This window comes from Gemmatimonadota bacterium (genome assembly GCA_039715185.1).
GTDB lineage: Bacteria > Gemmatimonadota > Gemmatimonadetes > Longimicrobiales > RSA9 > DATHRK01.
Map to the genome: position 1 here is coordinate 1 of JBDLIA010000080.1, position 15,189 is coordinate 15,189.

14 protein-coding genes are annotated in these 15,189 nt (G+C 70.4%); 3 read left to right on the top strand and 11 right to left on the bottom strand.

The genetic code is table 11. The annotated features are described in order from the left end of the window. Positions 1-226: 226 nt before the first annotated feature. A complete protein-coding gene (gene mnmA, locus ABFS34_12835; protein MEN8376326.1) occupies positions 227-1,336 on the bottom strand; it encodes a tRNA 2-thiouridine(34) synthase MnmA in 1,110 nt (369 codons plus the stop codon). Positions 1,337-1,340: 4 nt separating this feature from the next. Then, positions 1,341-2,537, bottom strand: coding sequence for a cysteine desulfurase family protein (locus ABFS34_12840; GenBank protein ID MEN8376327.1), 1,197 nt, complete (start codon positions 2,535-2,537; stop codon positions 1,341-1,343). A gap of 209 nt (positions 2,538-2,746) precedes the next feature. On the opposite strand from ABFS34_12840, the gene ABFS34_12845 reads away from it, so the two are divergent. After that, complete coding sequence (locus tag ABFS34_12845; GenBank protein MEN8376328.1) at positions 2,747-3,040, top strand: hypothetical protein; 294 nt, start codon at positions 2,747-2,749, stop codon at positions 3,038-3,040. A 307-nt stretch (positions 3,041-3,347) separates the two neighbouring features. On the opposite strand, the gene ABFS34_12850 is transcribed toward ABFS34_12845, so the two are convergent. After that, positions 3,348-4,529: a hypothetical protein gene (locus ABFS34_12850; protein MEN8376329.1), complete on the bottom strand. Its 1,182-nt coding sequence runs from the start codon at positions 4,527-4,529 to the stop codon at positions 3,348-3,350. A 140-nt stretch (positions 4,530-4,669) separates the two neighbouring features. Between ABFS34_12850 and ABFS34_12855 the strand changes: the two genes are divergently transcribed. Next, positions 4,670-5,491, top strand: a complete 822-nt coding sequence (locus ABFS34_12855; protein MEN8376330.1) for a hypothetical protein — start codon at positions 4,670-4,672, stop codon at positions 5,489-5,491. A gap of 4 nt (positions 5,492-5,495) precedes the next feature. On the opposite strand, the gene bshB1 is transcribed toward ABFS34_12855, so the two are convergent. From bshB1 to ABFS34_12895, 8 genes are all read right to left on the bottom strand, one after another. After that, positions 5,496-6,233 carry a bacillithiol biosynthesis deacetylase BshB1 gene (gene bshB1 / locus ABFS34_12860; GenBank protein MEN8376331.1) on the bottom strand — a complete coding sequence of 246 codons (738 nt, stop codon included), beginning with the start codon at positions 6,231-6,233 and terminating at the stop codon, positions 5,496-5,498. Beyond that, positions 6,230-7,468: an ABC transporter permease gene (locus ABFS34_12865; GenBank protein ID MEN8376332.1), complete on the bottom strand. Its 1,239-nt coding sequence runs from the start codon at positions 7,466-7,468 to the stop codon at positions 6,230-6,232. Before ABFS34_12865 ends, bshB1 begins: the two co-directional genes overlap by 4 nt. Positions 7,469-7,480: 12 nt before the next feature. Continuing rightward, positions 7,481-8,722 carry an ABC transporter permease gene (locus ABFS34_12870; protein ID MEN8376333.1) on the bottom strand — a complete coding sequence of 414 codons (1,242 nt, stop codon included), beginning with the start codon at positions 8,720-8,722 and terminating at the stop codon, positions 7,481-7,483. Then, positions 8,719-9,507 (bottom strand): ABC transporter ATP-binding protein, encoded by a 789-nt coding sequence (locus ABFS34_12875; GenBank protein ID MEN8376334.1) that lies wholly within the window; start codon positions 9,505-9,507, stop codon positions 8,719-8,721. Before ABFS34_12875 ends, ABFS34_12870 begins: the two co-directional genes overlap by 4 nt. 1 nt (position 9,508) lies before the next feature. Further along, positions 9,509-10,807 carry an efflux RND transporter periplasmic adaptor subunit gene (locus tag ABFS34_12880; protein MEN8376335.1) on the bottom strand — a complete coding sequence of 433 codons (1,299 nt, stop codon included), beginning with the start codon at positions 10,805-10,807 and terminating at the stop codon, positions 9,509-9,511. Positions 10,808-10,914: 107 nt separating this feature from the next. Then, entirely contained in the window at positions 10,915-12,417 is a 1,503-nt protein-coding gene (locus ABFS34_12885; GenBank protein ID MEN8376336.1) for a TolC family protein, read from the bottom strand. 121 nt (positions 12,418-12,538) lie between these two features. Then, entirely contained in the window at positions 12,539-13,243 is a 705-nt protein-coding gene (locus tag ABFS34_12890) for a hypothetical protein (protein MEN8376337.1), read from the bottom strand. A 216-nt stretch (positions 13,244-13,459) separates the two neighbouring features. Further along, the gene (locus tag ABFS34_12895) at positions 13,460-14,206 is read right to left on the bottom strand and encodes a creatininase family protein (protein MEN8376338.1); all 747 of its coding nucleotides are present in this window, start codon (positions 14,204-14,206) and stop codon (positions 13,460-13,462) included. Between the two features lie 89 nt (positions 14,207-14,295). On the opposite strand from ABFS34_12895, the gene ABFS34_12900 reads away from it, so the two are divergent. Continuing rightward, a partial coding sequence (locus tag ABFS34_12900) for a hypothetical protein (protein ID MEN8376339.1) occupies positions 14,296-15,189 on the top strand: 894 nt, incomplete at its 3' end.

Consider the following 15,189-nt stretch of genomic DNA (forward strand, 5'->3'; position numbering starts at 1 on the left):
TGGATCGCTTCGGCGTCGGACGAGGAAATCGCCGCCGCGATGGCCCTGGCCGAGGAACTGCGCTAGTGTACCGTTGCAGAAGTCCCGTAGGCATTCGGCCCGCGCTGCAGCCCGCGGATGCGGCGTTGGAACTCCTTGCCGTAGCGACGGCTACGGCGCGTCGTTCCGCCTTGCCCCGCGGGCGCATCACGCGCCTCGGTGCACACGGGACTTCCGCGCCGGCACGCTAGCAGATCAGGCCGCCTCCCACCAGCACGTCTCCCCGGTAGACCACACCCGACTGGCCCGGCGTAACCGCCCACTGAGGTGACTCCAACCGCAGCACCGCGCGCTCGCCGTCGAGGGCGGTTACGCGTGCTCCGACGGGATCGGCACCGTGCCGGAGCTGGACGGACACGGCCTCACCCGGATTCGGCGCCGGCCCCAACCAGTTGAGGTCCGAGAGCTGGACCGAAGAGCTGTACAGCTCCTCGCGATCGCCCACGATCACCTCGCCGCTCTCGGGCACCACCCGCAGCACGTGCAGCGCGCGCCCTCGCCCGCCTCCCAGCCCCTTCCGCTGGCCCACGGTGTAGCGCGCGTAGCCGCGATGGGTGCCCACGCGCTCGCCCGCGGCCGTGCGGATCGCGCCTTCGCGTAGCGCGGGATGGTCCTCGCCCAGCCTGCGCGCGAGGAAGCCGCCGTAGTCGCCGTCGGGGACGAAACAGATATCCTGGGACTCCGGCTTGTCGGCGGTGACGAGGCCCAGGTCGCGAGCGATGGTGCGGACCTCGTCCTTCGCCAGCTCTCCCACCGGGAAGCGCAAGGCGCCTACCGTTTCGGCCGGCACGGCCCACAGAAAGTAGCTCTGGTCCTTGCGCGCGTCCGCGCCGCGGAGGACGCGCGGGGTGCCCTCGGGGCCGCACGCGTTGCGGGCATAGTGGCCGGTGGCGACGGCCTCCGCCCCGAACCTGCGCGCCCTCTCCAGCAGATCCGGGATCTTCGTGTTGGAGTTGCAGCGCACGCAGGGGTTGGGCGTGCGCCCGCGCGCGTACTCGCCCACGAAGTCGTCCACGACGGACTGGGTGAAGCCCTCCTCCATGTCGAAGACATAGTGCGGGAAATCGAGCTTGTCGGCGACCATGCGCGCGTCGGCGATCCCATCCAATCCGCAGCAGGTCCGGCCGCCGACCGGGGCGTCCCCGTAGCAGAACGTCTTGATCGTGATCCCCACCACGCGGTGGCCCCGCCGCGCCAGGAGGGCGGCCGCAACCGACGAGTCGACGCCACCAGACATGGCGACGACCACCGTACGGGGCACGGCGTCGAAATCCTCGATTCTCAGCGGGGGGTGCATGCGCTCAGGCGAGCGCAAGCTCGCGCAGGCGCTCCACGGCGCCCGGGAAACGCTCGATCACCGCGGCCACCTCCTCCTCGGTGGTGGTATGGCCGATCGAGAAGCGGATCACGGCTGGCAACTCTTCGGGCGCGCCACCGGGTGTAGCCACGCGGCCCATGGCAGCGAGCACGTGGCTGGGCTTGAACGATCCACTCTTGCACGCGGAGCCGGTCGACACGCACAGCCCCTCCGCGTCCAGCGCGAGCAACGCCGCGTCCGGCTCCACCCCGGGGATGGCCACGTTCAGCACGTGGGGGAGCCGCGTGCAACCGGCGCCGTGCACTTCGAGGCCCTCCACCGTCTCGACCAGAGCGCGCTCCAGGCGATCGCGGAGCCCGGCGACTCGGTGCGCCTCTTCGTCCAGTTCCTGCACCGCGAGCTCGGCGGCCAGCGCCATGCCGACCGCGCCCGCCACGTTGTGCGTGCCCGACCGCAGCCCGCCCTCCTGGCCGCCGCCGAGGATGACCGGATCCACCTCGGTGCCGGGCCGGACATAGAGAGCGCCCACGCCCTGGGGCCCGCCGATCTTGTGCGAGCTCAGCGACATCAGGTGGCAGGCGCATTCATCCACGCGCACCCGCACCTTGCCCAGCGCCTGCACCGCGTCGCTGTGAAAGACGACGCCCGCCTCCACGCATCGACTCGCGATTTCGTGCACCGGCTGCAGCGTCCCTACCTCGTTGTTGCCCCACATGACGGACATCACCGCGGGCCGTGCCTCCAGCGCTTCGATCACGGCGTCCATCTGCACGCAACCGTCGCCGTCCACCGCCAGCAGTATCATGGTCGCGCCCTCGGCCGCGGCCTGCTCGGCGGAACGCAGCACGGCCGCGTGCTCCACCGCGCTACAGGAGATCGCCGGGGTCGGCTCACCCGCCTCCCGCGCGGCCCGCGCGGCCCGGCGCCACCCGCCCAGCACGGCCAGGTTGTCGGCCTCCGTGCCGCCGCCCGTGAAGACGATGTCCCGGCGGCGCGCGCCTATGGCCCCAGCGAGGCGTGCCCGCGCCTCCTCCAGCGCCGAGCGGGCCGCGCGGCCCTGCCCGTGCACGCTGGAGGGATTGCCGAAGCTCTCGCTGAAGTATGGACGCATGGCCTCCACGACTTCGGGGCGCACGGGGGTCGTGGCCGCGTGATCGAGGTAGATGTAGGTGCGCGTCATCTGTCATCCGGTGATGAGTCGAGCGTGCAAATATATGTCGGCGCGGGGATGCCGCCACGGCGGGCGCCAAGTGCGTATATTGAGATCGTCGGAGTCGATGAGCGACGCCGGCGCCCTCCGACCCGGTCGCGATGGCTCGCACGGAAAACCGAGGTACACACCCGCCCACGACGGCGCCCGAGCGGTTTCGGGCCACCGTGCACGGATCCGTGTTCGGTTCGCGGACGGAGCAGCTCGAGCGCATTCGCGCCGGCGACACCCTGCTCCTCATCCCCGATCCTCCGCCCCAGGACCCGCCTGCCATCTGGGTGCACCGGACCAGCGGCGACCCGGTCGGCCATCTCCCGCCCGAGATCGCGTCCTGGCTGGCGCCCTGGATGAAGGAAGGCGGCCGGGCTACGGCCCGGGCGCTGCGCGTGAAGGGGCCCGACGTGCCCAGTTGGCGCCGCCTGCTCATAGAGGTGGTCTGCGAGCGCGGGCGGGCCTTGGCTCATCCACCATAAGTGCGACAGGCGTGTCCCAGTTAGTGGGATAGGCGTGTCCCAGTAGGGCGGGCACGGCAAGTCGGCAAGGGTCGCGTGAACCTCGCTAAAGCTCTGCATGCAATTGAGTTACGTGGAGTTTCCGGGTTTGGCACCCGGTCGGATCGCTCCTTGCTCCTCTCGACGCGCGGCCGGCAACCCATCCACGCAGGATTGCCCCTCAGGGCCGCGCCCTTGGTCGAGCAAAATGCCCCCCGAAAAATCGCCACACCGGCCCCGGGGGCGCGGCGCTAACCCCCCGCGCAGGGGGGCGGAGGCGACGGCCGACTTAGCTCTCGCTTATCAAGGCGCGTAGCAGGCCCCGCAGCCACTCGAGCTCGTCCCGGTTCAGTCCGCGGCCCACGCGCACGATGGCGTCGTCCGAGCGCACCCTGAGCTCGCGTCCTGCGCCCGAGCGGCCGGCGGCCCAGGTGCGGCCCAGAAGGCCGGTCCCCCCCCGGCCCCGGCGCGCGGCGGAGCTGGTGGCCAGATCCAGCGCCTCCACGGCCCGTTTGGCGACATGCTTTTCGCCCCACACGCGGCCCAGCGCCCGCGTGCCGAATACGATCGTGTCGCCCTCCTCGCGTATCACGGTGCCGGTCCGGCCGAACCCGGCGGCGGCGACGCCCATCCCCGCGAAGGCGAAGACCAGCCCGGCGATCCACGCGGCGGTCGCGTTCGACTCCACCGCGCCGGGGCCGCCCGCGGCGGCCCACAGGGCTGCCCCGCCGAACCCCAGGAGCGGCAGTGCCAGGAGCAGCGCGCCCACCCGCCGGCCGCGCGACGCGGCGCTCGGGATCCACAGCTCCACCGCGCCGCCGGCAACGGTGGTGACGCCGATGAGGCTGCCCTCGGGAGGATCGGCGAGCAGCCCGTCGACCGCCGCTTCGCCTTCGCGCCCGGGGTCGGCGGTGAGCGACGAGTCTTCCAGCGATCGATCCAGGTCGCGCCAGTCGAGCACGCGCTCTCCGCCGCCGGTACGGTCCACCGCCGGGACACGAAGCTTCTTTGCCCAGGCCTCCCACTTCCGGAACGCGTCCACCTCCACGCGCGAGCCGTAGAAATTCGCCGCGACCTTTCCATCACCGAGTCCGAGTCCGACGCGCCACGAGGGCACCTTGCGACGGTTGTGCTTGCCGCCCGTTGTGACCCAGTGCAGCTCGATGACCACCCCCGCCAGGTCGTCGAAGGTCCCCTGCCGCTCCCGCAGCCGCCACAGGAAACCACGGATCATGCGCCAGCGGCGCAGCTCCAGGTCCATGTCGAACTGCAGTCGGTACGTGAACGCGAGTGCTCCCGCGCCCGCGAACAGCAGCCCGACCACCACGCCCGGAATCCGACCTCCGTTGCCGAACACGGCCGCCCCGATGGCGATCGCGATGCCGATGGCGATGAGGACCGCGCCCGTTCGGTGCGAGTACGCGAGTCGGATGGCCCGATCGGTCTCTCGCACCACCTGTGCCTGCGTCATGGATTCCCTCGCGTAAACCCTGGGGGTCGAGCTCACGTCCAAGCTACGGCGTCGCGAGCGGATGCGAATCCGCCGGAGCCCGGCGCGCCACGGGCCCTGGGGTCCGACACGGGGCGCGACCACCCCAACGGAGGCAAGGCATGAACAGGATCGTAGGTCTCGTAGCCGCGACGGTGAGTCTGGCCGTCCTTCTGCCTCCCACCGCAGTCTCCGCGCAGCGCAGCGACGCCGAATGGCTCGAGGACTGCGAGGATCGCGGCTGGGACGAGGACGAGGTGTACTGCGAAGTGCGGACGGTCGACGTGGAGGCGAGCGGCCATCTGCGCGTGGACGGAGGCCGCAACGGCGGCGCGCTGGTCGAGGGCTCCGCCGGATCCGGCGTGTCCGCGACGGCCCGCATCAAGGTCTGGGGCGACAGCCGCGCTGAGGCCCGGCGCGACGCCGAAGACGTCCGCATCAACACCTCGAATGGAGTGCTCAGCGCCGACGGCCCCGGCGGCCATCGGTGGTCGGTCACTTTCCACGTGACCGTGCCCAGTCGCTACGACCTGACGCTGGAGGCCCACAACGGGCCGGTCGGCGTCCACGGCGTGAGCGGCGACATCGAGCTCAGCACCAGGAACGGGCCGGTGAGCGTGAGCGATGCCGGCGGTTCGGTGCGCGCGCGCACGCAGAACGGGCCCGTGGTGATCGAGTTGTCCGGCAGCCAGTGGGCGGGCGAGGGGCTGGACGCCGAGACCCGCAACGGCCCCATCCGGCTCGAGATCCCGGACGGCTTCAACGCCGACCTGGAGACCGGCACGCGCAACGGACCCATGCGCACCGACATACCGCTCACGGTCACGTTCGAGGGCAGCTTTGGCGGCAGCCGCAGCCGTCACCTACGCACCGAGCTGGGTGCCGGGGGGCCGAGCATCAGGGCGGTGACGACGAACGGGCCGGTGGTGATCGAGCGGCGCTAGTCCATTAGAAGGTCCCTGGGCCCAGCCCGACTACGTCGTCGACCTGGACCGCCTCGCGGGTCCAGTAAGGCTCCCCGTAGGGTTGCCGGATCCACGAGCCGTAGTGGGCGTGCTGGGAGCGGATCTGCTCGGCGATGGGGCGGTCGCCGCCGCCCCGCACGCCGCCCAGCGAGGTGCGCCCGGCGAACTGGGAGTCGTAGGCCATGATGGCCTCGAGCTTCCTGTCCATCTGCTCGCTCACGTCCACCACGAAGCTCGGCTTGGGGCCGTGCTCACGGTAGGCGATCCCGTACACCAGCTTGCGCGGCCGGTGGGGTTCGCCTGCCACCGGCGCGTTGCGCAGCCCCGCGCCGAACGCCGCCTCCGCGACCAGAACGCTGGCGGCGGCGTGGTCGGGGTTGCGGTAGTCGTCGTACTGAAGGATGAGGACATCGGGTCGCAGCTCGCGGATCAGGCCGGCGACGTGCCAGCGGGCGGCCAGGTCGGCTCGCAGGTGCCCGTCCGGTAACTCGGCGTTGCGCCGCAGAGCGAGCCCCATGATCTCCGCCGCGCGCTCCGCTTCCCGCGCGCGTGTCTCGGGGGTGCCGGTGCTGCCCAGCTCGCCGCGCGAAAGATCCAGCACGCCCGTGCGGTAGCCCTGGTCGGCGCACTTCAGCAGCAGCCCGCCGCACAGCAGCTCGGCGTCGTCGGGGTGCGCGCATACGGCGAGGACGTCGACGCTACCCCGTTCGGAGGAGCTCACTCGTGGCGCAGGGCTTCCACGGGATCCATGCGAGAAGCGCGCATGGCGGGCCACACGCCGAACCCGATGCCCGAGATCGCCGCCACCACCAACGCCGCGACGATCGCCGCCATGGGGACGTTCGCGCTCAGCGGCGTGAGTTTCTCGACCAGGAACGCCAGGCTACCGCCGATCGCCAGCCCGAGCGCCGCCCCGACCATGGTCAAGGTCACCGCTTCGATCAGGAACTGCAGCCTGATCTCCGCGCGCGTGGCCCCGAGCGCCTTGCGTACGCCGATTTCCCGGGTGCGCTCGGTCACGCTGATCATCATGATCGCGATCACGCCGATGCCGCCCACCATGAGGGCAACCGACGCGAGGCCTATGACGACGCTCATCAACACCGCGGTCATGCGGTTGAACGTCGCCGCGAGCTCTTCCTGCCGGACGATGGCGAAGTTGTTCTCCTCGCCGGGTCGCAGCCCGCGCATGCGCCGCAGCGACGCCGTGACCTGGTCCATCGCCTCGTCCTGCGTGGCATCGTCGTCGGTGATGGCGAGCAGCGTGATGAAGTCCTTGGGCGCGCCCAGGTACTTGAGGCCCGACGTGTACGGCACCACGGCCCAGTGCTTGATCAGGTCGGCGAAGATGTTGCCCTCGATGTTGTAGACACCCACCACCTGGAAGGGGGCGCCGCGCATGCGAATCGTCTTGCCGATTGGATCGCTGGGCCCGAACAGATCCTCCGCGAGGGGTTTCGAAAGCACGACGACGCGTCGGGCTCCGCGCACGTCGGCCGCCGTGAACGGGCCGCCTACGTGGTAATCGCCCGGCGTGAACTGCTCCCACCCCTCGCTGTCCGAGCTGATGTTGACGTCCTCGAAGTGCTGACTGCCGTAGTCGATGGGCGCCTGCAGATCGACGTCGACGATCACCTTCGATAGGGCCGGCAGCTTGTCGAGCCGGCGGGCTTCCTGCGGAGTGATGGGGGGCTTCCCTCGCCAGGGGGGACCCTCTCCACCGCCGCTGATCTGCACGCTGTTGAAGTTCCAGCGCGCGACCATGAAGTTCTGCGGCCCCGCCGCCTCGATCCCGCTCATGACGCCCGAGCGCAGCCCGCCCATGACCGCGCTGATGGCCATCACCGTGGCGACGCCTATCACGACCCCCAGGATGGTGAGGGTCGAACGGAACTTGTTGGCGTGCAGTTGGTCCAGCGCCAGCCGGATGCCTTCGGTTACGCTTCCGAGCGCCATTCTATGCCTCCGTCATTCCGCCCTGAGTGCCACGACGGGGTCCAGCCGCGACGCCTTCACGGCCGGGTAGAGCCCGGCGAGCACGCCCACGCCAACGCCTAGCGCCGCGGCCCCGAGCATGGCGGCCGGCGCCACGGACACGGGCAGCGGGGTGAGCGCCCGCACGACCTGGGCGCCGGCCTGGCCGAAGATGATGCCCGCCGCCGCGCCCAGCAGCGACAGCGCGGCCGACTCCACCAGGACTTGCCGCACGACATCTCGCCGCCGCGCGCCGATCGCCTTGCGCACGCCTATCTCGCGGGTCCGCTCCGTGACGCTCACCAGCATGATGTTCATGATCACCATGCCGCCCACCACCAGCGCGATCCCCACCAGAACCGGGAAGGTCATGTAGAGGATCTGGCTGATCCGGGTCCAGAACGACATGGAGTCTTCGGCGGTCTCCAGCTCGAAGTTGTTCTCTTCGGTCGGGCGTAGGCCGCGCCGCTCGCGCATGATCGCCTCGGCCTCCCAGATGGCGCGCCCCATGGCCACCTCGTCCTGCGCCTTCACCACGATCTCGTCGACCAGGCCGCGGGGATTGACCATGCGCGCCATGGGCGAGTGCGCCGGGGCGATCGCGCGGTTGTCCATGGAGATGCCCAGCAGGCTGCCCTGCTTCTCCATCACGCCGATGACCCTGAACGGGACGCCGCGGATCTTTATGGTCTTGCCGATGGGGTCCCGCGTCGCGAACAGCTCTTCCGACGCGTCGTGGCCCAGCACGACCACCGCCGAGCCCGTCCTGTCCTCCGCTTGGTTGAAGGTGCGCCCCATGTCCAGCTCCATGTTGCGCATGGCGAAATACTCGGGCGACGCCGCGGTCAGCCACATGTTGCCCAGGTTGGTGCCGTCCGGGCCCTCCACCTCGCCGCCGGCGTGGCTCTCGACGCCTACCATGACGGGCACGTCGAGCCGGTCGCGCATGGCGTCGGCGTCCTCGAAGGTGAGCCGGGGCCGGCGCCGCCACGCCCGCCGTGCGGACGCCGAGGGCCCGAACTGGACCGATGGCGTGCGCCGAACGGTGACCGTGTTGAGGCCGTAGATGCGGCGCCCGAAATCCTCTTCCATGTAACGGTTGAGCCCGCCGATCACGCTGACCACGGTCACCAGGAAGGTGGCGCCGACGAACACGCCGAGTACCGCAAACGCCGACTTCAGCTTCTGGCTGCGAATCTGGCTGAACGCCAGCCGGAACGCCTCGCGGTACTTCATGGCGCTTCCGCCACCGACCCGACAGGCGGCCGGAACTCCTCGGGCGAGCTCGACGCCGCACGCCCGCGCTTGGGCGTCTTGCGCTGGTCGCTCGCGATCATGCCGTCGTGCAGCAGCACCGCGCGGTGCGTGTACTCGGCAATGTCCGCCTCGTGCGTGACGATCAGAATGGTCTGGCCGCCCTCGTGGAGCTCTCCGAACAGGTGCATGATCTCTGCGGACGTACGGCTGTCCAGGTTGCCGGTGGGTTCGTCCGCGAGCAGGATGGCCGGGTCGTTGATGAGCGCCCGCGCGACCGCTACCCGCTGCCGCTGGCCGCCCGACAACTCCGTCGGCTTGTGGTCCATGCGGTCGCCCAGCCCGACCTTGTCGAGGATGTCCGCCGCCCGGGCCTTGCGGACGCTCGCGCTCACGCCGGCGTAGATGAGCGGCAGCTCCACGTTGTGCAGGGCGGACGCTCGAGGCAGCAGGTTGAAGGTCTGGAAGACGAAGCCGATCAGTCGATTGCGGATGTGCGCGAGCTGGTCGTCGTCCTTGCCCGCCACCGCCTCGCCGTTCAGCCAGTACTCTCCGGCCGTGGGCGTATCGAGGCATCCGATCAGGTTCATGAACGTGGACTTGCCGGATCCCGACGGGCCCATGATGGCGAGGTACTCGTTGCGCTGGACGTCCATGTCCACGCCGCGCAGAGCGTGCACCGTTTCGGCGCCCAGCACGTAGTCCTTGGTCAGCCCGCGGGTGCGTATGACCAGGTCTTCAGCTGGCGCCGATTGGTTCCAGTTCACGCTAGGAGTCCTCCGCGCTGGCGGTGCGTTCGTCGTCCTCGGCGCCGCCCAGCACGCGCACGGCGTCCCCCTCGGCGAGGTTGCGAATGGCCTGGTAGGGCCCCGCGACCACCGAGTCGCCGGCCTCGAGCCCGCGCACCACCTCGAACTCCTCGGACCCGGCGATGCCGACCTCCACCGGAACGAAACGCGCGAGGCCTTCGCGCACGACGAACACGCCCTCTATCTCGTCGGCCGCCTCCAGCTGCGCGGCGGCGGCGGCGGCCCCGGGGGTCTCCTGGGGCAGCGCCTCCACGTCCTCGGCGTCGCGTACCGTGAGGGCGATGATCGGAATCGACAACACACCCTCGCGGGTGTCGGTTACCACGTCGGCCGTTGCCGAGAAATCGGGCCTCAGCGTCGGCGGTGGCTCGTCCAGGCGGATCACCACCTGGAAGTCCACGGCCTGCGCCTGGCCGCCCGCGCGCGCTATCTGTTCGGGCGAGTTGAGCGCGCTGTGCGCGATCTCGGCGACGCGCCCCGTGAACATACGGCGCGGGAACGCGTCGATCTCGATCGAAGCGCTGTCGCCCAGTGCGATCTGGGGCAGGTCCGTCTCGTCGACCTTCACGACGGCTTCGATGATGCTCAGGTCGCTGATCGTCAAGAGCAGGCTGCCCGCGTTGTTCATCGTGCCGACGATGGCGGTCTCGCCCACGTCCACGTTGAGGCGCGTCACGACGCCGTCGATCGGCGCGCGGATCACCGTCTTGCTGAGCCGGTCCCTGGCCTCGCGCAGCGCCGCTCTGGCCTGCGCCACGCGGTGCTCGGAGGCCTCGTGCATGGCGGTCTGGACCTCCACCGCCGAGCGGGCCTCGTCCAGCGCCTGGGCGCTGATGAGGTTGGCGTCGCTTTCCGCCAGGCCCTCGCTGCGCGTCAGAACGCGCTGTGTCTGCAGCAGGTTGGCGCGCGCCTGCGCCTCGCCCGCGCGCGCCTCGCTCACCGACGCCAGCGACCGCGCGACGGCGGCCTCGTACTGACTCGGGTCTATGCGCAGCAGGAGCTGCCCGTTCGCCACCGAGTCGCCTTCTTCGACGTGCAGCTCGGTGATGCGCCCTATGATGTCCGACTGGACGTCTACCGAGCGACTCGGCCGGATCCAGCCGTTGCCGTTGACCATCGCGACCAGGTCGGTGGTCGCCACCTCTTGAACGCGCACCGGCGTGGCGTCCCCGCCGCGCCGCGACGCGCCCACCACCACCAGCGCACCCACGGCGACGACTGCGACCACACCCAGCGCGATTTTAGTCCGTCTCTTCATCGTCGGGTTCCCCCCCCGGATCTATCGAGTGCGCCCCGACATCGGGCTCTCTGCGTGGACAATGTAGCCGCGGCGCCATCCCGACGCGGCGGCCCGCCTGGCTGTCGCTACTCCGACGTCGACGCGAGGCTCCGCCCCACGGCGGCCTCGAGCGTGGCGAGCGCCGCGTGGAAATCGTACAGCGCGTTCAGGTAGCTGCGATCGGCCTGCGCCCTGATGGTTTCGGCGTTCAGCAGGTCGACGAAGCTCGTGGCGCCGAGCCGGTAGCGTTCGCGCTCCAGCCGCAGTTGCTCCGCCGAGGAATCGCGGTTCTGCTCCTCGATCGCGACGATTCGGCGCGCCGTGAGCAGGGTCTCCTGCGCGGAAACGATGTCGGTGCGCAACTGCAGCTCCTGGGCTCGAACGCGGTGCAGCGCGTCGCGCGCGTTGGCCTGCGCCTGCTCCACCCTCTGCTTCTGCGCGAAACCCTGGAACAGGGGTATGCTCACCTGGAAGCGAGCTTCCAGCGGCTGTGACGTGTAGTCGAACGGGAACACGTCGTTCGCCGAGCGCAGAGCGGTTTCATCCTGCGACGTGAAGGACAGCAGCGAGCAGTTCAGCGGGAACCCGTTGAGCGGCTGGCTGAGGCCGTCAGAGATCGCGTTGAAGAGCAGGCAGCTCTCGCGCTGGTTGGCCGCTCCCGTTTGCGCGTCGGTGATGAGCGACGCGGGGTCCGTCGCCTCGCGCGCGAATCCCGACCAGCGCACGCTGACATCGAAGGACGGCAAATAACCGCTCTGCTGCGCGCGCAGGCTCTTGCGGGATGCGTCGTGGCGAGCCTGGGTGGCGCGCAGGGTCGGATTGGCGTTCACCGACCACTGCGTCAACTCGTCCGTGGTCCAGGTCGGATCGAAGACCTCGAAGGACGTGCTCAGGTCGGTGTCGAGATTCAGGTTGACGCCGAGCTGCTGCCCCAGCCGCAGCTTCTCCGTCTTGAGCAGGTTGCGCGTGCGCTCCACCTCCACCTCGGCGCGGCCCCGCTCCACCTCGGCCTGCATCTGCTCGAGCGGAATGGCGGCGCCCACCTCGACGCGCGCCCGCGCCAGAACCAGGTTCTGGTCCGCGCGTTCGAATTCCTGCTCGGCAAGCGCGAATCCGTCACGCGCGCGCAGCGCGGCGATGTATTGCTGGGTGACCGTGGACACGAGCTGGAAGCGGGACGCGTCGGTCTCCGCGTGCGACGCCTTCTGGTCCGCGCGCGCCGCGCCGACGCCGAAGAACGTGGCGCCGCTTATCCCCAGGTTCAGCGCCAGCGTGTAGTCGCTGATCAGGAACGACGGCGTCTCGCCCAGGCTGACGCTGCCGAAGCGGTTGTTGCCTGAGCCCTGGTAGTTGAATCCGGAAAACAGACTCGCGTTGGGCAGGAACGCGCCGTACGCGGCGCGCACGCCCCAGGCGGCGGCGCCTTCGTTGTTGGCCACCGACAGGTGATCCGGATTGTTGAGGACGGCGATCGAGATCGCCTGATCGAGACTGAGTGCAGAGTCGGGCTGCTGGGCGTCAGCTTCGCCGGCGAAGAGGGCGAGGCAGACGATGGCGACCGCCCAGCGCGGTGCGGCGGTATCCGACACGACGACTGCTCCTGCGTTCGGTGTGAAGAGCTGCTCGGGTTCGCGCTAACAAGTACGCTTACCAGGGCCGCCGGTTTCATCCCCTACGCGTGTCGGGTCCGGTTCCTTCAGGAAGGTGGTCTCAGGGAAGCTCTACGCGCTCAGCCGCGAAGTCCTCATCCGGGATCTCCAGCCGCAGCACGCGGCCCTCGTCGTCGACGTACAGGTGACGCACCGGGCCCTCGCTGGGCTCGATGACCAGGTGAATCGCGTCCACAGTTGTGCCCCCGGCGCTCACGCTCGCCCGGCCCACGTTGCGCACGTTGGCCGAAATCTGCTTGCTGCGACGGGGCACGATCACAGGCACGCGGAAGTCTCCCGCGTTCCCGCGCCCGGCCAGGAAGTAGTGGTGGTGGGCAATGCCATCGTCCACCACGACGGCGCCCTCGCCCGCCAGGTACTCGCGCATCATTTCGCCGGCGGATGAGGTTATGCGAGCGCTGAACCGCCCACCGACGACGCGCCCGGTGATGCGCTCACGTTCGTCGCCCCGCACCTCGAGTCGGTAGCTGGAGGGGCGCAGCGCGGGTCCGTTCACCTGCAGGTTGGACGACACCTCACCCGCCGCACCGGCGTCGCTGCGCACGACCCGGCCCTGGGCAATCGTCACCGCCGCGGGGCCCTCGCCGGCGCGCCGGATGGAGAACGTCTCCCGCCCCACTTCGCGGCCTCCTACGAGCAGGCGGAACGTCCCTTCGTCGACCTTGCTGTCCTGCGCGGCCGCCGCCCTAGCGGGCCACGCCAGGCCCGCGAGGGCGAGCATGATGAAGAGGGTCTTGTGGTTCATCGCTCTCGCTCCCTGCCAAACGGGGATTCCGGCATCCCGTAACGCCGTGCTACCCCTCGTCGTTCCCCCTCGGTCCCGCAAGAACCCGTCCCTGAGCCGTTGAAAACCCCCGAAATGTCCAAGCAAGAGACATTTAGGTGGCTCACGGCGCGGTTCGCGGAGGTCCGGCGGGCGATCCCCGTGTGCGCGCTTGCTTCAGGAAGGTGTAGCGTCACGCTACACCGTGTCCGTTTCGTCCTCACCCGGATCCAGGAATACAGCGCCGCGAATGGCGGCCAGGACGCGCGCGTAGATCGCCGACCCCTTGCTCTCGTTCGCCGCGGACGGGCGTCCCACCGAGCCGGGCGAGCCGGCCGGTGGCACCGAGAGCTCTCCGCGCAGATACGACCGGAAGAGCGCGTCCGGTAGGTCGACATCGCGCGCGCGTTCCATTCGCACGTGCTCCGGGTATAGATGCAGCATGACCGACGTCTCGGCTTCGCCCCCGTGCAGCGGCATGCGCTGCTCTTCCAGGAGGTCGCCGAGGGCCACGTCCCATACCTGGACGACGCGCAGCCTGGCGGTCGCCGAGAACAGCGTGGCGAGCGCGTCGAGGTGAGGTTCGTGCCGATGGGCCGTGATCAGGATAAATTCGCGGACGCCGTGACCTTCCCAATGCCCGAGCAGTTCGTTCAGAACCCGGTGCAGGGTCTTCCTGCGCATCGACGCGGTGCCCGCGAACGCGCGCTCCGCGTCGACGTTCACGCCGTATGGCACCGTCGGTGCGCGCAGCACGGAGAACTCTTCAGACAGGTCGATGGCCACCCGACGCGCGATCAGGATGTTGGTTCCGAGGGGCAGGTGGGGGCCGTGCTGTTCGAGCGCCCCCACGGGCACGATGAGCCGGGGATCGCGCGCCAGGTGCGCCGCGACGTCGGTCCAGCTCAGCTGATCGAGCGCGAACGCGCCGTCCGGGGAAACCATGCCGACCTGTCCGGGGTGCGCGTGGAAGGGCGGGGCAGCGCCGCGCGGCGCCATCCCAGCGACCGCACCATGACTACGGGCCGGTGCGCGTGAGGGCAATCGCACTGCTTGCGTACGCGGGCGCGCTGGCGCTACTCGCTACGGCTCGCACGCTCGAGCCTCTCGTGGCGGCGGCGGGCGCGCTGGCGGGAGGCGTGCTGCTTCTGGTGGCCTGGCGGCGGCGCTCTGTCGAGGGCATCGCCGCCGGCCTGCTCGTGGCCGTCGCCTCCTTCGCCACCGGCATCGCCGGAGGACGCATCGCCGCGATGCCTACCCAATGGCCGGACATAGAGGCGCGGCAGGCCGCGCGCGGCGCGACCGACCTGGACCGCGCGGTCCAGCGGGCCGTGGCCGGAGCCGAGGACGCGGCCGAGCGCGGCGTTCGAGCGTGGGCGGCGCTCGAACCCGGCGACGCCACGGGGCCGGCGCCGTTCCAGGCCCTCGACGACGCCCGCGGCGATCGCGCCAACGCGCTGTTCGTGCTGGGAGCCACGGGCGAGTTGGTGGCGTGGTCGGGGCTTCATCAGGGCCCGCTGCCGGAGGCGCTACGCGCTGCCGGAGGCGCCCTCGCCTTCGCCGAGGGTCCGCTGTTCGACTACCTCTACGTGGTGCGCCCGGGCGCGCGCGGCGACCGCGTGATCGCCGCGATCCTGCTGGAGACCGACCCCGCGCTGACCGACCGCTCGCCCCCCTCCCTGGCGTCCGGGGTGCGGGAGCGGACCGGCGCGCGTCCGCGCTTCGGGGCGGGGCCGGGCGCGCCCGGCGCGCCCTGGCGTTTCGGCCCGGAAGGCCAGGAGGTGGTGCACGCCAGCCTGGACGTGGCCACGCCCACCGAGTGGAGGGCGGAGGCTATCGGCGTCGCGCGCGGCCGGGCGGTCGCCTTCGCCGTGCTCGCGCTGGTGCTCGCGCTGGCGTCGTGGCTCGGCGCGGGGGCGCCCGGATCG